At 72.1% G+C, this 22663-nt stretch carries 18 protein-coding genes and 1 tRNA gene; 6 read left to right on the forward strand and 13 right to left on the reverse strand.

Features of this window, described 5'->3' with window-relative positions; all coding sequences use genetic code 11:
• Positions 1–935 precede the first annotated feature (935 nt).
• The gene (locus WD794_06320) at positions 936–1088 is read left to right on the forward strand and encodes a tyrosine-type recombinase/integrase (GenBank protein MEX2289926.1); all 153 of its coding nucleotides are present in this window, start codon (positions 936–938) and stop codon (positions 1086–1088) included.
• Positions 1089–1185: 97 nt separating this feature from the next.
• On the opposite strand, the gene WD794_06325 is transcribed toward WD794_06320, so the two are convergent.
• From WD794_06325 to topA, 4 genes are all read right to left on the reverse strand, one after another.
• Positions 1186–1261, reverse strand: a tRNA-Thr gene (locus WD794_06325).
• Between the two features lie 48 nt (positions 1262–1309).
• Positions 1310–2497 (reverse strand): DNA polymerase III subunit delta', encoded by a 1188-nt coding sequence (locus WD794_06330; GenBank protein ID MEX2289927.1) that lies wholly within the window; start codon positions 2495–2497, stop codon positions 1310–1312.
• Positions 2494–4635: a dTMP kinase gene (tmk, locus tag WD794_06335; GenBank protein ID MEX2289928.1), complete on the reverse strand. Its 2142-nt coding sequence runs from the start codon at positions 4633–4635 to the stop codon at positions 2494–2496. Before tmk ends, WD794_06330 begins: the two co-directional genes overlap by 4 nt.
• Positions 4636–4662: 27 nt before the next feature.
• Entirely contained in the window at positions 4663–7446 is a 2784-nt protein-coding gene (topA, locus tag WD794_06340) for a type I DNA topoisomerase (GenBank protein ID MEX2289929.1), read from the reverse strand.
• Positions 7447–7663: 217 nt separating this feature from the next.
• Between topA and WD794_06345 the strand changes: the two genes are divergently transcribed.
• Entirely contained in the window at positions 7664–8092 is a 429-nt protein-coding gene (locus tag WD794_06345; protein ID MEX2289930.1) for a hypothetical protein, read from the forward strand.
• Positions 8093–8096: 4 nt separating this feature from the next.
• Here WD794_06345 and WD794_06350 read toward each other — a convergent pair whose 3' ends face one another.
• Positions 8097–8750, reverse strand: a complete 654-nt coding sequence (locus tag WD794_06350; protein ID MEX2289931.1) for a hypothetical protein — start codon at positions 8748–8750, stop codon at positions 8097–8099.
• 308 nt (positions 8751–9058) lie between these two features.
• Between WD794_06350 and WD794_06355 the strand changes: the two genes are divergently transcribed.
• A complete protein-coding gene (locus WD794_06355; GenBank protein ID MEX2289932.1) occupies positions 9059–9634 on the forward strand; it encodes a hypothetical protein in 576 nt (191 codons plus the stop codon).
• Here the strand turns inward: WD794_06355 and WD794_06360 are convergent, their stop codons facing one another.
• The 4 genes from WD794_06360 to WD794_06375 form a co-directional block, all read right to left on the reverse strand.
• Positions 9635–10909, reverse strand: a complete 1275-nt coding sequence (locus WD794_06360) for a choice-of-anchor P family protein (GenBank protein MEX2289933.1) — start codon at positions 10907–10909, stop codon at positions 9635–9637. It abuts the gene before it with no gap.
• Between the two features lie 241 nt (positions 10910–11150).
• Positions 11151–13454 carry a sodium-translocating pyrophosphatase gene (locus WD794_06365; GenBank protein ID MEX2289934.1) on the reverse strand — a complete coding sequence of 768 codons (2304 nt, stop codon included), beginning with the start codon at positions 13452–13454 and terminating at the stop codon, positions 11151–11153.
• 219 nt (positions 13455–13673) lie between these two features.
• Entirely contained in the window at positions 13674–14147 is a 474-nt protein-coding gene (locus WD794_06370) for an ATP-binding protein (protein ID MEX2289935.1), read from the reverse strand.
• 13 nt (positions 14148–14160) lie between these two features.
• Positions 14161–14514: an STAS domain-containing protein gene (locus WD794_06375; protein MEX2289936.1), complete on the reverse strand. Its 354-nt coding sequence runs from the start codon at positions 14512–14514 to the stop codon at positions 14161–14163.
• Between the two features lie 188 nt (positions 14515–14702).
• Between WD794_06375 and WD794_06380 the strand changes: the two genes are divergently transcribed.
• Entirely contained in the window at positions 14703–17024 is a 2322-nt protein-coding gene (locus WD794_06380; protein MEX2289937.1) for a DEAD/DEAH box helicase, read from the forward strand.
• A 39-nt stretch (positions 17025–17063) separates the two neighbouring features.
• Complete coding sequence (locus tag WD794_06385; protein ID MEX2289938.1) at positions 17064–17483, forward strand: hypothetical protein; 420 nt, start codon at positions 17064–17066, stop codon at positions 17481–17483.
• 22 nt (positions 17484–17505) lie between these two features.
• Here WD794_06385 and WD794_06390 read toward each other — a convergent pair whose 3' ends face one another.
• From WD794_06390 to WD794_06405, 4 genes are all read right to left on the reverse strand, one after another.
• Positions 17506–18849 (reverse strand): hypothetical protein, encoded by a 1344-nt coding sequence (locus tag WD794_06390; protein ID MEX2289939.1) that lies wholly within the window; start codon positions 18847–18849, stop codon positions 17506–17508.
• Positions 18846–19550, reverse strand: a complete 705-nt coding sequence (locus WD794_06395; protein MEX2289940.1) for a class E sortase — start codon at positions 19548–19550, stop codon at positions 18846–18848. The genes WD794_06390 and WD794_06395 overlap by 4 nt, the downstream gene beginning before the upstream one ends.
• A gap of 271 nt (positions 19551–19821) precedes the next feature.
• Positions 19822–21603 (reverse strand): sodium:solute symporter family protein, encoded by a 1782-nt coding sequence (locus tag WD794_06400; protein MEX2289941.1) that lies wholly within the window; start codon positions 21601–21603, stop codon positions 19822–19824.
• Entirely contained in the window at positions 21600–21878 is a 279-nt protein-coding gene (locus WD794_06405) for a DUF4212 domain-containing protein (GenBank protein MEX2289942.1), read from the reverse strand. Before WD794_06405 ends, WD794_06400 begins: the two co-directional genes overlap by 4 nt.
• A 236-nt stretch (positions 21879–22114) precedes the next feature.
• Here WD794_06405 and WD794_06410 point away from each other — a divergent pair, with 236 nt between their 5' ends.
• The gene (locus WD794_06410; protein ID MEX2289943.1) at positions 22115–22543 is read left to right on the forward strand and encodes a hypothetical protein; all 429 of its coding nucleotides are present in this window, start codon (positions 22115–22117) and stop codon (positions 22541–22543) included.
• Positions 22544–22663 lie beyond the last annotated feature (120 nt).

The following is a 22663-nucleotide window of genomic DNA, read 5'->3' on the forward strand; positions in this document are numbered from 1 at the left end:
GCCTCCCGCCGGAGGCCGGGTGCCGCCGGTCATGGATGTCAGGGTTCCGCCGAAGCTGGAGCAAGATCTTCGGAACATCCACAGGGCCTTGGCCCTGTAGATGTTCCGAAGATCTTGGTCTCGTGTCGGCCCGGACCCGGCACGACAAACACGCCGTAGCGGCTGCCCGCTCGCTCGACGTGCTGCCACAGACGAGAGCCGCTAGCTAGTACCGTGCGCCCCGCCAAGATCTTCACGCCTGGTGATCTTTTGGTTGCTGGATCGGCAGCGGACACGCCGGCGCGTCTGCTGCGAATCCAGCATCCAGAAGATCAACTGCCGACGAGCCGCCGCACGAGAGGTGCTCTTCGCGGCCGTTTCGGCACGCGGGCCATCCAGCGAGCAGAACCGGTCTTACAGAATATCCGTCAAGACGAGGCCCGAGAGCGCCATTGACCTTCTCGGTCAGCGTCGGTGCGGCCGGGTGTCGGATGCGGCGCGCAGCCGCCCGGCTGCCGGGGTGCAACGCTGGGGTCCCGTCGGGCGACCTCGTGGTGTGGTGACAGCAGCCGCCTCGTGCAGACCGTCTTTCGAGCAGGCGTACGAGCAGTATCGGCAGGCCCTGCTCAGGCTTGCCGTGCTCCTAACGGGCAGCCGAGAGCATGCCGAGGACGTTATGCAGGCGGTTTCGTCACCGCGTACCCGAGGTGGGACCCGGTGGAGCAGCCGTTGCCCTACCTCGAGCGGGCGGTCGTGAACGCCAGCGCCGGCGTTCACCGGCGGCGGGCCCGTGACCGGCGCCGTCCGGTTGGCCCTGAGCTGGTCACGCACACACCCTGACGTGGACGAGACGTGGTCGTCTCTGCGGTCGCTGCCGACACGCCAACGCGCTGTCCTGGTCCTCCACTTCTACGAGCACCTCCCGCTGGTCGAGGTCGCCCAGGTGTTCGACCCTGCTGCTGCAGCAGGGCGTGGCCCCCAGGGTGGCGATGCAGCTGCTGGGGCACTCGCAAATCTCGATGACGATGCACTACACGCACGTGGTGCCTGAGCTCGCGCAGGACGCCGCCTCCCGGATGGCGCAAGCGCTGTGGGGCGAGCCGTCCTGACCAGGAGCTGCGGCCCGGATGCCCCCAATGGCAACCACGCTGGCGCCGTTCGGTGCCAGCGTAATCTTGTCTCCGACCCGTTTTCGCAGGTCAGAGGTGGAGCCGCCTCGCGGAATCGAACCGCGGACAACCTCATTACGAGTGAGGTGCTCTGCCGACTGAGCTAAGGCGGCCTGGTGCGCAGATGAGTCTAGCGGGCGGGCGCGGCGGGCGGTTCCCCGTCACCCGGTACGCAGGGCGAGTGCCATCGCCTCGACGGCCAGCAGCGGCGCGACATTGGCGTCCAGCGCCCCCCGGCAGGCCAGCACCGCGTCGATCCGGCGGAGCGTCGACTCCGGCGTGGTGGCCCGCGCGATCGTCGCCGCCTGGTCGCCGAGGTCGCCGTGCACGAGCGCGCTCCCGGTACGCAGCTGCAGCTGCAGCACGTCACGGTAGAAGGCCGCGAGGTCGACCAGCGCCCGGTCGAGGGCGTCCCGCTGGGTACGGGTGCCGCGGCTCTTCTGCCGCCTCTCCAGCTCCTTCAGGGCGCCCGCAGAACCGCGGGTCGAGGCCGTGACGCCCTTGCCGGTCGCGCCGGCGCCGAGCGCGGTGGACAGCGACTCCTTCTCGGCCAGGTCCCGGTCCTTCGTCAGCTCGGCGGCCTCGGCCTGTGCCGCCTCGACCAGGTCGCGGGCGGCCGTGAGCGCCGACCCGACCCCCTGCAGCGACCGCGGCAGCGAAAGCACGTCGCGGCGTTCGCGCCGGGCCTCCTCGTCGGTGGCCAGCCGCTTCGCCCGGCCGATGTGACCCTGCGCGGCCTGTGCCGCGAAAGCGGCCATCGCCGGCTCGACGCCGTCCCGCTCCACCAGCACCCGTGCCACCGCCTCCGACGGCGGAGTACGCAGGGCAGCCGACCGACAGCGCGACCGGATGGTCGGCAGCAGGTCCTCCACGCTCGGCGCGGACAGCAGCAGGACGGACCGCGGCGGCGGCTCCTCCAGCGCCTTGAGCAGCGCGTTGGCCCCGGACTCGGTCAGCCGGTCGGCGTCCTCGATCAGGGTGACCTGCCAGCGCCCCCGGGTGGGAGAGCGTGAGGACCGCAGGATGATCTCGCGCGCCTCGTCCACCCTCAGCGACAGGCCCTCCGGCACGACCACGGCGACGTCCGGGTGCGTTCCGGACAGCGCCTGCGCGCAGGCATCGCAGTGCCCGCAGCCCGGCTCCCCGGGGGTCTCGCACTGCAGGGCCGCAGCGAGCGCCCGTGCCGCGACCGACCGACCGGAGCCGGGCGGGCCGGTGAACAGCCAGGCATGCGTCATCCCGCCGGAGGCGCCGGCCCCGCCCGAGACCACCTGTCGAGCGGCGCGGGCGGCGCCCGTCAGCTGCTCGACCACCCGCTCCTGGCCGACCAGGTCGGTGAAGACGCTCACGAGATCGCCCGGACGTCGGGCCCGCCGGGCGGCTCGGCGGATCGATCAGGGATCTCCGCCGGCGGAGCAGCCGGCGGGGCAGCCGGCGGAGCGACATCCGGCACGGCAGCAGCCGGCTCGGCCGGCAGGAGCACAGCGACCCGGGCCTGCAGCTCGGCGAGGACCGCCTCGGCGGGCTGCTCGGCGCAGACGACGAGATACCGCTCCGGGTCGTCCTCGGCCAGGTTCAGGAAGCTCTCCCGCACCCGCCGGTGGAACTCCAGCGACTCGCTCTCGATCCGGTCGGGCGCGTCGCCGGCGCGGGCGAGCCCGATCACGGGATCGACGTCGAGGACGATGACCAGGTCGGGGCGAAGCCCGCCGGTCGCCCACTGCGACAGCCGGGCCACCTCCTCCACCGCCAGCTCACGGCCGGCCCCCTGGTAGGCCAGCGAGCTGTCGACGTAGCGGTCCGTCAGCACGATCACGCCACGGTCGAGCGCCGGCCGGACGACCTCCGCGACGTGCTGCGCACGGTCCGCCGCATAGAGCATCGCCTCCGCGCGCGCAGCCAGCCGGCCGGTGGCCGGGTCGAGCAGCAACGACCGGATGCGGGCGCCGGCGGGCGTGGCTCCCGGTTCACGGGTCACCACGACGTCGTGACCGAGTCCACGCAGCCACCGCTCGAGCAGCTGCAGCTGGGTCGACTTGCCGGCCCCCTCGCCCCCCTCGAGCGCGATGAAGGTGCCGGTGTGCGTGCGGACGAGCGGGCGCCGCCGGACCCGCCGCACGAGGTCCCGGCGCAGCGGCACGCCGCGCCGGTCGTCCATCTGCCGGAAGCTGACGATCCCGACGCCGATGCCCAGCAGCCCGCCGGCGAACAGCGTCACCGAGACGCCGTTGATGCTGAGACCGAAGGGCCCGTCGCGGGTGCCGATCAGCCCTGCCACGAACGGCGTGGTCGCGGTGACCAGCAGCAGGTCGATGCGCATCAGCGACTGCACGAGCCCGAACATCCGGCCGCGCAGCTCGTCCTCGATCTCCAGGCCCAGCAGGGTGATGCCGACGACGTAGGCGACGCCGGCGAACGCGCCGACGAGCAACGTCGCGACGGTCGCGAGGAACAGGTTCGGCACCAGCGACATGAAGACCAGCGACGCCCCGGCACCCACGATCGACGGTCCGAAGACCCTCCGGCGGGACAGGTCGCCGAGCGCCCGCGGGCCGAGCGCGACCCCGGCGGCGATGCCGAGGAACATGCACCCGAACAGCAGGCCGTATGCCGCGTTGCCGCCGCCGAGCACGGACTCGGCGAACAGCTTGCCCTGGGCGATGATGGCGCCGCCGGCAGCCAGCGCGCCCAGCATCCCGACCAGCAGCCCACGGGCCAGCGGGGTGCTCCCCATGAACCGCAGACCGTCCCGCAGGCTCCCGAACACCGACTGCGGCTGCACTCCCGCCGCATGCAGCGCAGCGCGCTCCTCACGTCCCGGGCTCGGCAGGTCGCGCAGCCGGTAGACGGTGCCGGCCGCGAACAGGAACGTCGCAGCGTTGACGTAGAGCGCGAGATCCACCGGCCCGGTGCGGAAGTACTCGAAGCCGCTCCCCAACGCCCGCGACAGCAGGCTCAGCAGGGCGAAGACGGCGGCCGCGACCGGCGCGGAGCCGTACGTCGCGATCAGAGTCAGCTGATTGGCGCCCTCGAGCTGCTCGCGCGGCACGAGGTTCGGGACCGATGCCTCCTTGGCCGGGATCCAGAACAGGCTGACCGTCTCGATGAGGAACGACGCGACGAGCAGCCACAGCAGCGAACTGCGCCGGTCGGCGATCGAGCCGACCAGGGGGATCGACAGGAACAGCAGGAAGCGCAGCAGGTCGCAGACGACCATGGTCCAGCGCCGGTCCCAGCGGTCGGCGAAGGCCCCCGCGAGCGCCCCGAACAGCACCGCCGGCAGCAGCCGGAAGACCAGCACCCCGCCGGTGGCGTACGCCTTGCCCTGGAAGGAGTCGACCAGTTGCGTGGCCAGTGCGGTGGTGGCCAGGAAGCCCAGCCAGTCACCGAAGCTGGACAGTGCGAGGGCGGTGTAGAGCTTGCGGAACATCGGGTTGCGCAGCGCCGCCTTCGGGCCGCTGCGCAAGAGCGGGGCAGGGGCGGTCACGGCTGCGAGCCTACGGCCGCAGGCAGGTCAGGCCTTCTTCGCCGCCGCCTTCTTCGCCGCGGTCTTCTTGGCGGGTGCCTTGCGCGCCGCCGCCTTCTTCTTCGGCGCCGGCTTCTTCGGCGCCGGGCCGCGGGCACGCCGTTCCGCCAGCAGCTCCGAGGCGCGCTCGTCGGTCAGCGACTCGATGTCGTCGCCCTTGCGCAGCGAGGCGTTGGTCGTCCCGTCGGTGACGTACGGTCCGAAGCGACCCTCCTTGACGATCATCTTCTCGCCGCTGGCCTGGTCGACGCCGAGCTCCTTGAGCGGGGGCTTGGGCGCGGCTGCCTTGCGGCCGTACTGCTTGGGCTGCGCCAGCAGCGCCAGCGCCTGCTCGAGGGTGATCTCGAACAGCTGCTCCTCGCTGTCCAGCGAGCGCGACTCCTTGGCCCTGCTGATGTACGGGCCGTAGCGGCCGTTCTGCGCCGTCACCGGCTCCCCCTCGTGCTCGCCCAGCACCCGCGGGAGCGTGAGCAGCGTCAGCGCCTGCTCGAGGGTGACTGTCACGAGGTCCATCGACTGGAACAGCGACGCCGTCGGCGGCTTGTCCTTGCTCCCTTCGGGCAGCACGAGCGAGACGTACGGCCCGTAGCGCCCGGCCTTGGCGACCACGTCGTAGCCGGTGACCGGGTCGGTGCCGAGGACCCGGTCGCCGGAGGGGGCGTCGGCCAGCTCCACGGCCTTGTCGACGGTGAGCTCGTCCGGGGCGAGGTCCTCGGGCAGCGAGGCCTTCTTCTCGCCGATCTGGACGTACGGCCCGTAGCGGCCCACGCGGACGACGACGTCCTCGCCGTCGCCATCCGGACCGGCGGGGGCGCGGCCGATGGTGATGCTGTTGATGTCGCGGGCGTCGATGTCGTCGAGGTTGGCGCCGACCAGCTTCTTCAGCCCGCCTTGCTGAGCCAGGCCGCCCTCCTGGCCCTCGTCGGAGCCGAAGTAGAAGCGGGTCAGCCACTCCACCGAGTTGCCCTCTCCCCCGGCGATGCTGTCGAGGTCGTCCTCCATCGCGGCGGTGAACCCGTAGTCGACCAGCCGGGCGAAGTGCTGCTCCAGCAGGCCGATCACCGCGAACGCCAGCCAGGTCGGGACGAGCGCCGAGCCCTTCTTCCAGACGTAGCCGCGGTCCTGGATCGTGGTGATGATCGAGGCGTACGTGGAAGGCCGGCCGATGCCGAGCTCCTCCAGCCGCTTGACCAGCGAGGCCTCGGTGAAGCGGGCCGGCGGGCTGGTGGTGTGGCCGGAAGGGTCCAGCGCATCCACGCCGAGCGGATCGCCGGCGGAGACCCGGGGCAGCCGGCGCTCGGCGGTCTCCAGCTCGGCGTCGGGGTCGTCGGAGCCCTCGACGTAGGCCCGCAGGAACCCGGGGAAGGTGACGACCTTGCCGCTCGCGCTGAACTCCGCGTCGGTGCCGTCAGCCGTGCTCGCGCCGAGCTTGATCGTCGCGCTGACGCCCTTGGCGTCGGCCATCTGACTGGCGACGGTGCGCTGCCAGATCAGCTCGTAGAGGCGCAGCTCGTCCCCGGACAGCTCGCGGGCGAGCTCACCGGGCGTGCGGAAGACGTCGCCGGAGGGGCGGATCGCCTCGTGGGCCTCCTGCGCGTTCTTCACCTTGCCGCTGTAGCGGCGCGGTGCGTCCGGGACATACTCAGGCCCGTAGAGGTCCCGGGCGGTCTGCCGGGCGGCGGTGACGGCGGTCTCCGACAGGTTGGTGCTGTCGGTGCGCATGTAGGTGATGTAGCCGTTCTCGTACAGCCGCTGGGCGGTCTGCATGACCCGTTGTGCGGAGAAGCGGAGCTTGCGGCCGCCCTCCTGCTGGAGCGTCGACGTCATGAACGGGGCGTAGGGCTTGCGGGTGTAGGGCTTCTCGTCGGTGGAGCGGACGCTGAAGGCGGCGGCGCCCAGCCGCTCGGCGACGCTGCGGGCGCTGGCCTCGTCGAGGTGGACGACCTCGAGGCCGGGCTTGAGTTCGCCGGTCTCCTGCTCGAAGGAGGCGCCGGTGGCCAGCCGCTTGCCGTCCAGCGCGATCAGGGTGGCGCTCAGCTTGCGCGGCGCGGTCGGGTCCTTCTCGTCCGCAGCGGCGGTCCCTTGCTGGCGTGCCTCCGGCACGACAAAAGCGCCCTCGATGTCCCAGTACTCCGCCTGGCGGAAGCGCATCCGGGCCCGCTCGCGCTCGACGACGACCCGGGTGGCGACGGACTGCACCCGGCCCGCCGACAGCTTCGGCATGACCTTCTTCCACAGCACCGGGCTGACCTCGTAGCCGTACAACCGGTCCAGCACCCGGCGGGTCTCCTGCGCGTCGACCAGCGCCCGGTCCAGCTCACGGGGCGTCTCGACCGCGTGCTGGATGGCCTGCGGGGTGATCTCGTGGAAGACCATTCGCCGCACCGGCACCTTGGGGTCGAGCGTCTCGAGCAGGTGCCAGGCGATCGCCTCGCCCTCGCGGTCCTCGTCCGTGGCGAGGAAGAGCTCGTCGGAGTCCCTGAGCAGCGCCTTCAGCTTGGCGACCTGCGCCTTCTTGTCCGCGCTGACGACGTAGAGGGTCTGGAAGCCGTTGTCCACGTCCACCCCCAGCCGGGCCCACGCCTGACCCTTGTGGCTGGCCGGTACGTCGGCGGCGTTGCGCGGCAGGTCCCGGATATGACCGATCGAGCTCTCGACGACGTAGCCGGCGCCGAGGAAGGAGGCGATCTTCTTCGCCTTGGCCGGCGACTCGACGATCACCAGCCGGGTGCCGGTCCCGGTGCGCGCCCGCTGCCCGCCGGGCGCCTGCACGGCGCTCGCTGCGGTCGGGGTGTCGGTGTCGGGCACGGCTCTCCAAGGTCTTCGGCGTTCGGGGAGCGGCACGGCGCCGCTTCTTCGAGTGTGCCCCACGGTGCGGGCGGCACGATCCCGCCGCGGTCCGGCGGCCAGATCGCGAGCCCGGCCCGGGGGTCGACTCCGGTCCTGTGGACAGCTGCCGTCAGCACGCAACCGGCCGTACCCTCGACAGATGGCGACACCTGACGACATCGAGAGCCGGTTGAGCGCGGTCGAGCGTGAGGTGGCGCAGCTGCGCGAGCGGGCGGCGGGGGCCGAAACCGACGCCGCCGCGGCCCGCACGCTGTCCGCCGGAGCCGACCGGGACGTCTCCGAGGTGCGGGCCGAGCTGCGCGCCCACACCAGTGCGCTGAACGCGTTGCGGCAGAGCCAGGTCGAGCTCGGGCACAAGCTCGACGGCATGGACGGCCGGCTCGACGGCATGGACGGCCGGCTCGACGGCATGGACGGCCGGCTCGACCGCATGGACGGCCGGTTCGACCGCATGGACGGCCGGCTCGACAGGCTCGAGGAGACTGTGGCGACGGGCTTCGCGACCGTCGGCGCAGGCATCACCCAGATCGTCACGCTGCTCGACGGGCTGACCGACCAGAGCCCTTGAGACTTCACGGGATCAGGAACCCCTGCTGGACGAGCCGCTCGACGACAGGGAGCGCCTGCTCGGCGACCGCGGCCTCGGAGATCCCCGTGCTGGCCGCCAGCACGCCGAGTAGGTGCCCCAGCGGGCGACTGCCGTCGCACCCGGCGAGCAGCATCGCGCCGTAGTCGTCCACCGCGCCGGACCAGCGCAGCCCCGCCTCCTGCTGCAGCACCTGCACATCGGCCAGCCAGCCCTCCTCGGTGGCCCGGGCGACCGAGTGCAGCCGGACGTCGTCGCGCAGTCGCCAGGCCGTGGCCAGCACGCCCCGGTCCACGGTGTCCTGACGCGTGAAGAAGGCCGGGACCTGCTCGCCCCACGCCGGTGCCACCGGCTGCGGAACGTCGTCGAGGTGGACCCGGCCGGTCCCGCCGGCGCGCAGCGCCAGCACACCGAAGGCCACCGCCTCGACCCCGCGCAGGGTGAACCAGTCCATCCAGGCGTCGTAGAGCTGATCGAAGCGGGCGCCCTCGTCGCTGTCGCGCAGCCACGCCGTGACGTAGTCCTCCGGCGCGGCCAGCTCGCGCTGCACCACCCAGCCGTCGACATCCCGGCCGAACCACGACTGCACCCGGGCGTCGCCGTCCTCGCCCTCGACGTGCAGCCAGTTGGCGAGCAGCACGGCGTGCCCCCTGGTGCCAGCACCGTCGGCAGCTCGGCGACCAGGCGCCGACACAGCTCGTCGCCGTCCAGCCCCGCGTCGCGGTAGGTGTAGCGCGCTCTGCCGTCCCCACCCGCCCCGCCGATCACGAACGGCGGGTTGCTGACCACCAGGTCGTACGCCTCGCCCGCCACCGGCTCGAGCAGGTCACCGACGCGGGCCTCGACGTCGCGACCGCCGAGGGCCGCCGACAGCCGGGTGTAGGCGGCCGCCCGGGGGTTGGCGTCGGTGGCCACGACCAGCTCGCTGTGGTCCTCGGCGAGCAGCGCTTGGACCCCGGAGCCGGCGCCGAGGTCGAGAGTCCGCCCGACGTGGGTACGCGGCGTCGCGGCGGCCAGCGTCAGGCTCGCCGCGCCGACCCCCAGCACCTGGTCGGGATGCACCCCGGCGGCGGCTCGGCTCGGGTCGTGCGCGACCAGCACCTCGACGCCGCCGTGGATGACCGGCTGCAACCGGACGGCAGCGGCGACGCCGTAGCCGTCCGGGACCAGCCAGCTCTCCGGCACTCCGGCGCGCCGGGCGGCCTTGAGATCGACGTCCGTGCCGAGCACGAACAGCCGGGCGAGCACCTCGAGTGCGGAGCCGCCGTCGGTGCGGCGGAGCAGCGGCGCGAGTTCGTCCCGGTCCAGGTGTGTGCGGGCGGTGGCTCCCAGCAGCCCGTCGAGCGCGGCAGCCGACCAGCCGGCGGTCTGCAACGCGGCCCAGACCAGCGGAGCCTCGGCGAGCAGGGACGACGGGTCGGGCAGCGGCACGGTCACCGGAAGGACGCTAGACGCCGATGGGGCGTCCTCCCGCAGGAGGACGCCCCATCGGGCACGAGCGGTGACCCGTCGCGCAGGGACTAGCTAGCCACGCAGGCGACGGGCGCCGAGGCCACCGCCGACCATCAGCAGGGCGAGCAGGGCGAGCACCGGCGCGCCGCCGGTGCGCGGCAGCTGCTCCGCTGCGGGCAGCTCGGCTGCCGGCTGCTCGGCTGCGGGCAGCTCGGCTGCGGCCGGCACGGTGACCGGCGCGATCGGACCGCTGGCGAAGTTGCCGTTCACGCCGCAGAAGATCTCGAGCGTGTTGAAGTAGGTCCCCGGTGCGACGTCGTCGGCGAGCCGGACGACGATCTGCTGGGTGACCGAGCCACCAGGCTCGATGATGACGCCGTCGGGCGAGAGAACGACGTCCTGGCCCTCGTCGCCGCGTACGGGCGCCGGGTCGAGGGCCGCGTCGCCGAAGCCGCCGCTGGTGGAGACGAACTCGAAGACCGGGCTGAGGTGGTCGATGAAGGAGATGACGTCGCACGGCTGGTCGGAGCTGTTCGTGACCCTCGCGGTGTAGGTGACGGTGTCACCGGCCTGCGCCGTCGACGGGCTGGCGTCCTTGTCGAAGGTGATGTCCGGAGCCGTCAGCCCCTCTGCGATCTCCGCACCCGCACCGTTCGGGCAGACCACGCCGCTCACCGCGTGGCTGATGACCAGGTCACCGCGCAGCAGCGGGCTGGCACCGATGATGTGCAGGCCGTTGACGACGATGCCGCGGCCGTCGGCGGTCGGGTGCTGCTCGTTGACGATCACCGTGGCCACGCCCGGGATGTCGATCCGGGTGTTGGGCTCGGGCGTTGCGTCGATGGCCTGGCCGGCGATGGTGAGGTTCGTGAACAGCGAGCCGTCGCCGTTCGGCGCCGTGACGCAGTCGCTGTTGGCCTGCGCCCGGATGACGTCGGCCGTGATCGTCGGCACGCCGGCGTTGACCAGGGCGGTGACGCCCTCGGTCTGCGCAGAGGCCACGCCGGTCGGGGCGTCACAGCGGGCGCCGGCCAGGGTGTTGACGGTGTTGGCCGTCGCCGCCGGGCCGGCGTCGACGTTGAGCAGCTCGTCCGCGTCCGGCTCGGCGACCTGCGGCGGGCATGACTGGCTCGAGCTGGCGAAGGTGTTCGGGTCCAGCTCGGTGTTGCCCAGCGCCCCGGGGACCGGCACGGCGGTCAGCACGGTGAGGTTGACAATCACGCCCTTGGCGTCGGCAAAGGCGCCGGCCGGGCTCGCCTGGGCAGACGCAGGAGCCGCGGGCGCGGCCACCAGAAGTGCGAGCGCAAGCCCCGTGGCGCTTGCGAGGGATCGGCGAACAACGCTCATGTAGTGCTCCTCACGTACCGGTGCAAACCGGGACAAGACAGGGTCGAACGGAACAACGACCGTTCGGGCTACAGGGAACGGCACTGAGGACAGCGGGACGCACTCTCCCACGACTGCTGCGCTGCGACTACCCACTGCTGCGGCGGCGTAACGCCCCGAACGGGCGCACTCGCACACCGTGACCGACCTGGGACACGTACGGCCCGCCTCCGGCAGAGGCGGGCCGTACGTGCAGGCGGGGCTACCTGGTCAGGCTGCTGGCCTCGACGATCTCCACCGCACCGGCGACGCTGCGCCTGTTGCTGACCGTGACCGCGGCGACGATGCCGGCGATGGCGAGGACCGCCACCAGGAAGCGGACGCCCAGGTTCGCGTCCGTCCCGATGCCGTACTGGACCACCGTCGGCGCGATGAGCAGCGCGACCAGGTTCATCACCTTGAGCAGCGGGTTGAGGGCCGGGCCGGCGGTGTCCTTGAACGGGTCACCGACGGTGTCGCCGATGATCGTCGCCTCGTGTGCCGGCGAGCCCTTGCCGCCGTGGGTGCCGTCCTCCACGAGCTTCTTGGCGTTGTCCCAGGCCCCACCGGAGTTGGACAGGAACACCGCCATGAGGACGCCGGCCGCGATCGCCCCGGCGAGGAAGGCGCCCAGCGGCTGGTAGCCGAGGGCGAAGCCGACCGCGATCGGCGACAGCACCGCCAGCAGGCCGGGCGTGGCCAGCTCGCGCAGCGAGTCCTTGGTGCAGATGTCGACCACGCGGGCGTAGTCGGGCTTCTCGCTGTAGTCCATGATCCCGGGCTTGGTGCGGAACTGCTCGCGCACCTCGAAGACCACCCGTCCGGCAGCGCGGGACACCGCGTTGATCGCCAGACCGGAGAACAGGAAGACGACCGAGGCGCCGATGATCAGGCCGAACAGCAGGTTCGGCTTCTCGATCGACAGCGAGAACTCCGCGGTGCTGCCCGCAACTCTCAGCGCCCGCTCGACCTCGGTGCGGAAGGACCCGAACAGCGCGGTCGCGGCAAGCACGGCCGTGGCGATCGCGATGCCCTTGGTGATGGCCTTGGTGGTGTTGCCGACGGCGTCGAGGCTGGTCAGGACCAGCGCCCCCTCCTCGGTCACCTCACCGGACATCTCCGCGATGCCCTGCGCGTTGTCGCTGATCGGGCCGAAGGTGTCCATCGCGACGATGACGCCGACGGTGGTCAGCAGACCGGTGCCGGCGAGCGCGACCGCGAACAGCGCCACGATGGTCGAGCCGCCGCCGAGCAGGAACGCGGCGTAGACCGCCCCTCCGATGAGCAGCGCGGAGTAGACCGCACTCTCCAGCCCGACGCTGATGCCGGCCAGGATCACGGTGGCGGGGCCGGTGAGCGCGCTCTTGCCGATCTCGCGGACCGGCTTGCGGTTGGTCTCGGTGAAGTAGCCGGTCAGCACCTGGATCAGGCTGGCCAGCACGATGCCGATGATCACGGCGCCGATGGCGACGTACCGCGGATTGCTCGCCGAGTCGGTACCGCCGGTGAGTTCGCCGAAGGAGGACGGCAGATAGAGGAATGCCGCGATCGCTACCAGCACGGCGGACACGACCGCGGACAGGAAGAAGCCGCGGTTGATGGCGTTCATGCCGTTGCGGTCACTGTCGCGGGGGCTGGTGCCGTAGATGCCGACGAGCGCGGTGAGCACGCCGATGGCCGGGACGATGAGGGGGAAGACCAGGCCCTGCTCGCCGAAGGCGACCTGGCCCAGGATGAGCGCGGCCACCAGCGTGACGGCATAGGACTCGAACAGGTCGGCTGCCATGCCGGCGCAGTCGCCGACGTTGTCGCCGACGTTGTCGGCGATGGTCGCGGCGTTGCGCGGGTCGTCCTCGGGGATGCCCTGCTCGACCTTGCCGACCAGGTCGGCGCCGACGTCGGCGGCCTTGGTGAAGATGCCACCGCCGACGCGCATGAACATCGCGAGCAGCGCGCCGCCGAAGGCGAAGCCTTCGAGCACGCGCGGCGCGTCCGGGCCGTAGATGATCAACACGATCGTCGCGCCGAGCAGGCCGAGACCGACGGTGAACATGCCGACCACGCCACCAGCGCGGAACGCCAGCCGAAGCGCCGGCTTGGTGCCGGACTCGTTGGCGGCGTTGGCCACCCGCAGGTTGGTCCGCGTGGCCAGCGTCATGCCGATGAAGCCGACCAGGGCCGAGAAGCCCGCGCCCACGAGGAAGAAGAGCGGACGCCCGACCTTGACCGCCGTACTCTCGGCGGGCAGCAGGAACAGCAGCAGGAACACCAGGCCGGCGAACACGGCCAGCGTCCGGAACTGCCGGCTCAGGTAGGCCGCCGCACCCTCCTGGACTGCCTTGGAGATCTCGATCATCTTCGGCGTGCCCTGTCCAGCGGCCAGGACCTCCTTGGCGAACACGGCGGCGAAGCCGAGCGCCACGAGCGAGGTGAGCAGGATGAGATAGACGATCGGCTTGTCGCTGTCGGCGACGGAAGCCAGATCCTCGCCGGAGACGGCGAGATTCAGGGCGGCGAGCTTGGACAAGGTGAACGTCCTCCTGGTGCGGTACGGCCGGGTGGTCGCCAGCGGGGCTCGGGCCCGGACGGGCGTACGGCCCTCGCGCCCGGCTGGCGGGAGAGTCGTCGGACCCGCCGTTCCGGGACCGAGCCCGACGGCGGACCACCCGGCGGACCGGGCGGCCGGAGCATACCGATCAACAGCTGGTGGGCGGCACACCAGGCGCCCGAGCACGTGCCCAGCCGTTCACCCGTGCGAGATCGCCGTGCCGCCGGGGCCGTGGCTACCGGGCGGTAGCGGCCAGCGCATCGTGACGGTAGTGCCCGCCTCGGATGCCGAGATGTCGATCCCGTCGACCAGGCCGGCCAGGACGGCGAGGGCGACGTCGGGATCCACCAGCTCCTCCTGTCCGTCGGCGGCGCCGCCGTCCAGCAGCCCCTCGGCCAGGTCGTCGGGCGCAGGACCGGCAGCCGGCCCGCTGTCGGTGACCGTAACCGTCAGGCCGCCCGGGTCGTCACTGATCGTGACCTTCACGGGGACGTCCGAGGCATGTCGGTGGTGCAGGCCGACGGCCCGCGAACAGGCCTCTCCGAGGGCCAGGCGGAGTTCGTCCACCAGCCCGTCAGCGAGTCCGGCGCGGCGGGCCGCGGCCACGACGACGAGCCGGGCAGTACGGACGTGCGCGGGCAGCGGAGTGAGGAAGAGCTCGACGAGGGCCATCGGGGAGGCGCGACTAGTCGGTCGCGGCGACAGCTTCCTCGACGGAGGTGTGGATCGGGAAGACCTTGGTCAGGCCGGTGATCCGGAAGATCTTGAGGATGCGCTCCTGGGTGCAGACCAGGCGCAGCGAGCCCTCGTGCGCGCGGACCCGCTTGAGGCCGCCGACCAGCACGCCGAGGCCGGTCGAGTCGAGGAACTCGACACCCTCCATGTCGACGACCAGGTGGTACTGGCCGCTGCTCACCAGGTCGATCAGCTGCTCTCGCAGCTTGGGTGCGGTGTAGACGTCGATCTCGCCGCCCACCACGACCACAGTGCGTGGGCCTCCCGGGCCGTCTTCCGAGCGGGTCGACAGGGACAGGTCCACGAGGTCTCCTCCAGTGCGCGTACGACGACGAGCCCCGTTCCGGGGGCTTCTCGCGCCGTACCCGGCGCTCCCACATCCAACCGCACCCCGCAGATGAACCGCCACCCGCGGACTCCCGCACGTCATGCTTCGCCCCGCGCGCACGGCTCCCATGAGCATGACGCAGGGGTCTGGGAGACTGGCTGCCCGTGACCTCCTCCCCCGCCCAGAGCCTGCTGTCGCGGCTGGTCCTCGATCCGGCACGGGCCGAGCGGGTCACGCACGTCGAGCACGTGGCCGCACGCACCGGCCGCTGCGCCGACTGGCCGGCGTGGGTCGATCCGCTGCTCGTCGACCGGCTCCGGCTGGCCGACGTCGCGCGGCCGTGGGAGCACCAGGTGCAGGCCGCCGAGCTGATCCGCGGGGGCTCGTCCGTGGTCGTCGCCACCGGCACCGCGAGCGGCAAGTCGCTGTCCTACCTGCTGCCGGGGCTGACCGCGCTGCTGGCCGACGACCGCGCCGGCGTGCTCTACCTCTCGCCCACCAAGGCTCTGGCCACCGACCAGCTGCGGGCGATCCGGGCGCTGAACCTGATCTCGGTGAAGGCGGCGACCTACGACGGCGACACCCCCCGCGAGGAGCGCGACTGGGTACGCCGGCACGGCCGCTTCGTGCTCACCAACCCCGACATGCTGCACCGCGGCATCCTGCCGAGGCACGCGGACTGGGCGTCGTACCTGCGCTCCCTGACGTACGTCGTGGTCGACGAGTGCCACAGCTACCGGGGCGTCTTCGGCTCGCACGTGGCGCTGGTCCTGCGCCGGCTGCGCCGGATCTGCGCGCGGTACGGCTCGGAGCCGGTCTTCGTGCTGGCCAGCGCGACGGTGGCCGATCCCGAGGTCTCGGCGGCACGGCTGACCGGACTGCCGGTCGTGCCGGTCACCGACGACGCCTCCCCCCGGGGGGCGACCGAGTTCGCCCTGTGGGAGCCGCCGCTGATGCCGTCCTACGGCGGCGGGGAGCACGGTGCGCCGGTACGCCGATCGGCCACGGCGGAGACCGCCGACCTGCTCGCCGACCTGGTGGTGGAGGGGGCGCGGACGATCGCCTTCGTCCGCTCCCGACGCGGCGCGGAGGCGGTGTCGCTGAATGCCCGGCGGGCGTTGTCGCAGGCGGCGCCGGAGTTGGTGGACCGGGTGGCGGCCTACCGCGCCGGCTACCTGCCGGAGGAGCGGCGCGAGCTCGAGCGACGGCTCCAGTCGGGAAACCTGACCGGGGTGGCGGCCACCAACGCGCTCGAACTCGGACTGGATGTCTCGGGGTTGGACGCGGTGGTGCTGACCGGCTGGCCCGGCACGGTCGCGTCGGTCTGGCAGCAGGCCGGGCGGGCCGGGCGGGCCGGGCAGGGGGCACTGGCGGTCTTCGTGGCGCGGGACGACCCGCTGGACACCTACCTGGTGCACCACCCGGAGGCGCTGTTCGGCCGCCCCGTGGAGACGACGGTGCTCGACCCGACGAACCCCTACGTCCTCGCGCCGCACCTGGGCTGCGCGGCGGCCGAGCTGCCGCTGACCGAGACGGACCTGGAGCTGTTCGGGCAGCCCTCGGACGTGCAGCTGCTGCTCGCGGACCTGGTGCGGCGGGGTGTGCTGCGCGCGCGGCCCCGCGGCTGGTTCTGGACCTCCCGCGACCGGCCGGAGGTCGACATCCGCGGCACCGGCGGGCCGCCGGTGCGGCTGGTCGAGCGAGGGACGGGCCGGCTGCTCGGGACGGTCGACCACCACGCGGCCCACGCTCACGCGCACGAAGGGGCCGTCTACCTGCACCAGGGCGAGAGCTGGCTGGTCGACGCGCTCGACCTCGACGCCGCGGTCGCGCTGGTGCACGCCGAGGAGCCGGACTACGCGACCTCGGCCCGCGACGTGACCGATCTGTCGGTCGTCGATGCCCTGCGCGTGTCGTCCCATGACGGCGTGGAGCTGGTCTTCGGGACTGTCGACGTCACCAACCAGGTGGTGTCGTACCTGAAGAAGCGGCACGGCAGCGGCGAGGTGCTCGGCGAGGAGCCGTTGGACCTGCCGCCACGGCAGCTGCGGACCCGCGGGGTCTGGTACACGGTGTCTGCTGGCCTGCTCGAGCTGGCCGGGCTGTCCGCGGCCGATGTGCCGGGCGCGGCACACGCCGCCGAGCACGCCGCGATCGGCCTGCTGCCGCTGTTCGCGACCTGCGACCGCTGGGACATCGGTGGCGTCTCCACCGCACTGCACCCGGACACCGGCGCGTGCACCGTCTTCGTCTACGACGGTCATCCCGGCGGCGCGGGCTTCGCCGAGCAGGGCTTCCGCCGGGGAGCTGCCTGGCTGCAGGCCACCCGGGAGGCGATCGCGTCGTGCGAATGCCCGGGCGGGTGCCCGTCGTGTGTGCAGTCACCCAAGTGCGGCAACGGCAACGAGCCGCTCGACAAGGCCGGCGCCGTACGACTGCTGGACGTGGTGCTCACGAGCGGTCTGCAGCAGGCATCGGCGGGGTAAGGGTCTGAACGTCCCTGTCCTCCGGCGAAGGAGCCCGCTGTGGTCGTTCTCGGTCTGATCCTGCTGCTGTTCTGCCTCGTGCTCAGCGCGGGTATCGCGCTGGGGAACACCGAAGCGATCACCGCCCGGGCGTTCGGGGTGTCGCTGGCCGACGTGTCGCTCAGCGGGCTCTTCCTGGTCGGTGTCGCCCTCGGCGCGGTCGCCATGGTCGGGCTCGGCCTGATGCTGGTCGGTGCCACCCGCAAGCGGGCTCGCAAAGTCGCGCTCCGGCGCGAGATCCGCAGCGCCCGCGACGAGCAGGAGTCGCTGGCCGAGGAGAACGCTCGCCTCCAGGCGGAGTTGGAACAGGAGCGTCCTGCAGCCACCTCCCCGGTGGGCACTGTCCCGGCGGGCGCGGCCCCGGCGGGCACTGCTGCGGAGAGCACCGAGGAAGCGCCCGGCAGGCACCGCCGCGCGTGACGGAGGCCGAACCCTCAGCTGGCTAGTGCTCGTACTCCCTGCCGACGGCGGCCAGCCAGCGGCGCAGGTGGGCGCCGACCAGGAGCAGGATCAGCGCGCCGGCGGTGCTGCGCAGGAGGCGCTCGGAGTCCAGCGCCGTGCCCACGACGGTTCGCACCCGCTGCGACTGTCCCTGGGTAAGTTCGACCTGCTCACGGACGACCTGGTCCTGGAATCCGAGGGTCGGGTCGTAGCTGCCGTCCGCCAGCTCGGGAGCGATGGCGGGCGACTGTCCCTGCGGGAGCGGTGGGAGCTTGGGGATGCCGAGCTTCGGGCCGAAGGTGCTGAACGTGAGCGCGAAGGCCTTGCGCTGAGCCGTCGCCTGCTCGTCGGCCGACCCGCCGGCGGTCCCGGAGCCGGTGGCGAGGGGAGCCGTGCTCCCGCCCGGACCGGCCGTCGCCGCGCCGGAGAAGCTGCCACCGGCGGAGGGCGTGCCACCGGCTGCGGGCGTGCCACCGGCTGCGGGCGTACCGCCGGAAGCGGGTGTGCCGCCGGTGGACGCGCCGTCGCCGGCGCCCGGCGAGCTGCTGCCAGCGGAGGGATCACCGCCCGTACCGCCTTCGGCGGGTGCCGTGTGCGGCGCGGGGGCGGGGGCGGGGGACGGCGGCGGAGGGTCGAGCCGCGCGGTCGCGGGGGCGGAGAGGGGGGACGTCAGCGTCGCGCTCGAGCCGGGGCTGACCGAGCGATGTGCGCGGAGGGTGTAGGTGTGCTCGCCGCTTCCTTCGGTGGCGTAGGTGACGACGGTGCTGCAGGTGCCGCTGCTGCAGGCGCTGCGACCGATCCCGCTCCTGACCACCTCCGCGCCCTCCAGCACGTCCCAGCCCACCAGGTCGGGCTCGTTGCCGAGTCGCCAGCTGACCCGCACCTCGCGGGAACCGGCCGGTGCGGCGGTCACGGACGTCGGGGCCTGCGGCCGGATCCGGGTGACGAAGGTGCTCGAGCTGCTGGCGCCGCCGCTCTGGGTGACCGTCCACTGCCCGTTCGGCGCCAGCCGGCCCCCCGTGCAGGAAGAGCTGGGATAGGTCCAGCAGCCGGTGTCGAGCCGGTAGGTCATCGTCCCGCTGTCGAGGCCGGCGGGGGCCGTCGCCACTGTGACGGCCGCTCCCCCCGGGCTGGTGAGGGTGAGGCGGTGGTCGCTGGTGGAGCGGGGGTAGCCGGCCCGGATCTCGACGGTGCCGTAGGAGGTGAAGACGGTGCCGTCACCGGGTGCCGTCACCGCGGCGCCGGCCGCGGGAGCCACCGCCAGCAGCACCCCGCCGGCGAGCGGCAGCGTCACCGCGAGCGCGACGGCCCGTACCAGGACGCTCCGGACCCGGCGCGCGGTCACGACTTCTGGCCTGCCGGCGCGAGCGTCTTGCTGTCGACCAGCTCGAACCGCATGATCAGCCGCTGGCGCGCACTGCCCTTGGGGTGACAGGTCGTCAGGGTCAGGAAGCTGCCGGAGTCGGGCTGGCCGACGACGGAGAAGTCGGTCGGCGGGACCACCCACGGGTTGCCGTGGCCGCCGAAGTCCCCGACCGCCTTGTAGGTGTGCACCGCGAACGGTGTCTGGAGCTCCACCACGTCACCCTCGGTCAGCTCGTCCATCCGGTTGAGCGGGCGGCCGTACGTCGTGCGGTGACCGGCGATGGCGACGTTGCCCGGCTCGCCCGGGAGCGGGCTGGTCTCGTAGTGGCCGGCGCCGGCGCGAAGGGCGGCCGGCGTGGTGCCCTCGACCACGAGGATCTCGACGTCGAGCTTCGGGATGCGCATCGTCGTCAGCCCGTCGCCGACCGGGATCCGGCGTTCGGCGTAGGCGGTCTGGACCTCGGGATCCCGGAACTCCTCCTGCAGCTGACCCTGGTGGTAGTTGCTGTAGAGATCGGTGCCGACGGGGTAGGCGAACATCGCCACCCCCGCCAGGAAGAGCACGACCGAGAGCACCGAGATCGCCCGACGACCGCCCGGCCGCCGCAGCGCGTCACCGGCGAGCGCGGCGAACCCGCGCGGGCGCTCGGGGACCGGCGGGGCGACGAACGACGGCTGCATGCCGGGATCTCCTGAACTGTGTGGTGCTGGTGGTCACTGCGTGCAACGACGGCTGCCCCGCGGGGTTACGGAGCGACCGACCGGCTGGACCCGCCTCGGGGAGCCTGCGGCACCGACACCCGAAGCTGCGCAACCGCTGTCGAACGGGTTCGACGTCCGGGGCCGTCAGGGCGTTCCCACCGGTCGGGACCACAGGTGGGTACCCGCACCTCGACACGCGTTCGCCCCGCTCCCTGACGGTGAGCGGGGCGGACGCGGCAGCCCGGTGCGATCAGGCTCGGCCCTCCGGCGGGGGAGCCGCCCGGTCGCTGTCGGGGCCGTGTTCCTGCACGCCCACGGCGTGCCCCTGGTCGTCCACGACCACGTCGTCCAGGCGCCCGGCCAGGTGCGCCTCCACGAGCACCGTCTTGCCCGGGTAGCGGATGTCCTCCACGAGCGCCTGCATCGCCGGGCTGGGCTTGGCCGTGAACTGCGACACCACGATGGTCACCACGAAGTTGATGATCATGCCGACGGTGCCGAACCCGGTCTCCGGGATGCCGAACAGCCCCTCGCTGTTGCCGTAGATGTCGATCGTCCAGAGCATGTACAGCATGGTGGTCGTCAAGCCGGCGACGATGCCCGCCGTGGCGCCGGCCGCCGTACATCGTTTCCAGAATATCCCGAGCACCAGGATGGGGAAGAAGCTCGCGGCGGCCAGGCCGAAGGCCAGGGCGACCACCTGCGCGACGAACCCGGGCGGGTTGATGCCGAGGTAGCCCGCGACCAGGATCGCGCCGCCCATGGCCATCCGGCCCACCAGCAGCTGGCGCGCCTCGCTCGCCGCGTGGTTGATCCGCTTGTAGTAGATGTCGTTGGCCACCGACGAGGAGATCACCAGCAGCAGTCCGGAAGCGGTCGAGAGCGCCGCGGCCAGGCCACCGGCGGCGACCAGTCCCACGATCGGTGCCGGCAGGCCGGCGATCTCCGGCGTCGCGAGCACGATGATGTCGTTGTTGATCGTGAGCTCGTTGGTGCCGGTGGCGGCAGGCGCGTAGTCGATGATGCCGTTGCCGTTCAGGTCGTCGACGGTGATCAGTCCGACGCTCGACCAGGTGTCGAACCACGAGGGCGTGTCCCCGATCGCGGTGCCCGGGATCTGCTCGAGGATGTTGAGCTTGCTGAAGGCGCCGATGGCGGGCGCTGCGGTGTACAGCAGCGCGATGAAGAACAGCGCCCACAGGGCCGAGAACCGCGCCGCCCGCACGCTCTTGGCGGTGTAGAAGCGGACGATCACGTGCGGCAGGCCGGCAGTGCCGAACATCAGCGCCGCCGTGATCAGCAGCATGTTCGTCATGCTCGTCTGCGTGAACGCCTCGGTGTAGGCCGCGAAGCCGAGGTCCTGCTGCAACCCGTCGAGCTCAGCGAGGATCTGCCCGAAGCCGATCTGCGGGACCGGGATGCTCGTGAGCTGCGAGGAGATGGCGAAGGCCGGGATGAGGTAGGCGACGATGAGCACGCTGTACTGCGCCACCTGTGTCCAGGTGATGCCCTTCATCCCACCCAGAACGGCGTAGAAGAAGACGATCGTCATGCCGATCACGACGCCTGCGGCGGTGCCGACACCGAGGAAGCGCTGGAACACCAGTCCGACGCCGGCCATCTGGCCGGCCACGTAGACGAAGGACACGACGAGGGCGGCCAGGACGGCGACGAGCCGCGCCGTCTCCGAGTAGCGGTCGCCGACGAAGTCGGGGATCGTGTACTTCCCGAACTTGCGCAGGTACGGCGCGAGCAGCAGGGCCAGCAGCACGTACCCGCCGGTCCAGCCCATCAGGAAGACCGAGCCGGCGTAGCCGTTGTTGGCGAACGCGACGATGCCGGCGAGCGAGATGAACGACGCGGCGCTCATCCAGTCGGCGGCGATGGCCGCGCCGTTCGCCGGCGCCGGGATGCCACCGCCGGCGACGTAGAACCCGGCAGTGCTGCTGACCCGGCTGGCGTACGCGATGTAGATGTAGACGCTGAACGTGAGGATGACGAACACGGTGGTCCACAGCTGGATGTCGCTCACGAGTGATGCACTTCCTGCTCGTACTCGGTGATCCCGTACTCCTTGTCGAGCTTGTCCATGCGCCAGACGTAGATGGCGATGAGCACCACGAAGACGATGATCGATCCCTGCTGCGCGAACCAGAAGCCCAGCGGGTAGCCGCCGATGACGATCCGGTTGAGCGGCTCGACGAAGATGATCGCCGCGCCGAAGGAGACTGCCGCCCAGATCGCGAGCAGCACCGCCATCAGCCGCAGGTTCCTCCGCCAGTAGCTCCGGCGCTGTGCTTCATCCATGACGTTCCTTCCTCGGGTCCCAGGTGACGGGCCGCGCGCGGTGCGGCGCACCGACCCGGCGGAAGAGAACCAGCCACCGAGCGGCCAGGTCAACGATCCCTGTGACCTCAGTCACATGTTTCTGCGACGAATGATCGATGTGCGGCGACGAGTGGTCGGCCCGCCCCGCTCGCCGCTCGTTCTGCCGCTGGCTCGCCGGCCGGCTCCACTGCTGGGCGCGACGTAGCATGCGCGGCATGGCTTCCGCCGCGCACCCCCGTCCCGAGCGGGCCGCGCGTGCAGGCCGTCCGGTCGGCCGGCGCCGGCGCCCGATCGGGCAACGCCGACTGCTCGGCGCCTCCGTGATGGTGCTGCTCGGCGCCTTCCTGCCGTGGGTCTACACCGGCCTCGGCGCCGTCTCCGGCTTCCGCGGTGCCGGGCTGTGGACGTTCTACGCCTCGTCGCTCGGCTTCGCCGGCGCGCTGGTCGCCAGCAGGCGCCTCGCCGGGGCGCAGGCGCTCGTGCTGGCCGTCGTCGCCGTCGGGTTGGCCGGCTGGCAGCTGGTGTACCTGACCTCGCTGGTCGGCTTCTCGGGCTGGCTCCCGGGACCCGGCCTGGTCCTCACCGCCGGTGGAGGCGTGCTCGCCGGCGCCGCCGGCCGCTCTCTGCTGGCCGGGCGTGACTAGCCTGTTCAACAACAGCGGCAGCACCCACCGGCTGGCCGACATCGCCGGCTACGACTCCAGCTGACCTGCCTCAGCCGGGTCCTGGCGTTCCCGCGGGAACGCCAGGACCCGGCTGAGGCA

It is taken from the genome of Mycobacteriales bacterium (assembly GCA_040902655.1).
Lineage (GTDB): Bacteria > Actinomycetota > Actinomycetes > Mycobacteriales > SCTD01 > SCTD01.

Bases quoted from the DNA above. Each gene is read 5' to 3' on its own strand.
- WD794_06345 (MEX2289930.1), top strand. From the start codon at position 7,664: ATGGCGACACCTGACGACATCGAGAGCCGGTTGAGCGCGGTCGAGCGT.
- WD794_06360 (MEX2289933.1), bottom strand. From the start codon at position 10,909: ATGAGCGTTGTTCGCCGATCCCTCGCAAGCGCCACGGGGCTTGCGCTC.
- WD794_06395 (MEX2289940.1), bottom strand. From the start codon at position 19,550: ATGCAGCCGTCGTTCGTCGCCCCGCCGGTCCCCGAGCGCCCGCGCGGG.
- WD794_06370 (MEX2289935.1), bottom strand. From the start codon at position 14,147: ATGGCCCTCGTCGAGCTCTTCCTCACTCCGCTGCCCGCGCACGTCCGT.
- WD794_06405 (MEX2289942.1), bottom strand. From the start codon at position 21,878: ATGGATGAAGCACAGCGCCGGAGCTACTGGCGGAGGAACCTGCGGCTG.
- WD794_06410 (MEX2289943.1), top strand. From the start codon at position 22,115: ATGGCTTCCGCCGCGCACCCCCGTCCCGAGCGGGCCGCGCGTGCAGGC.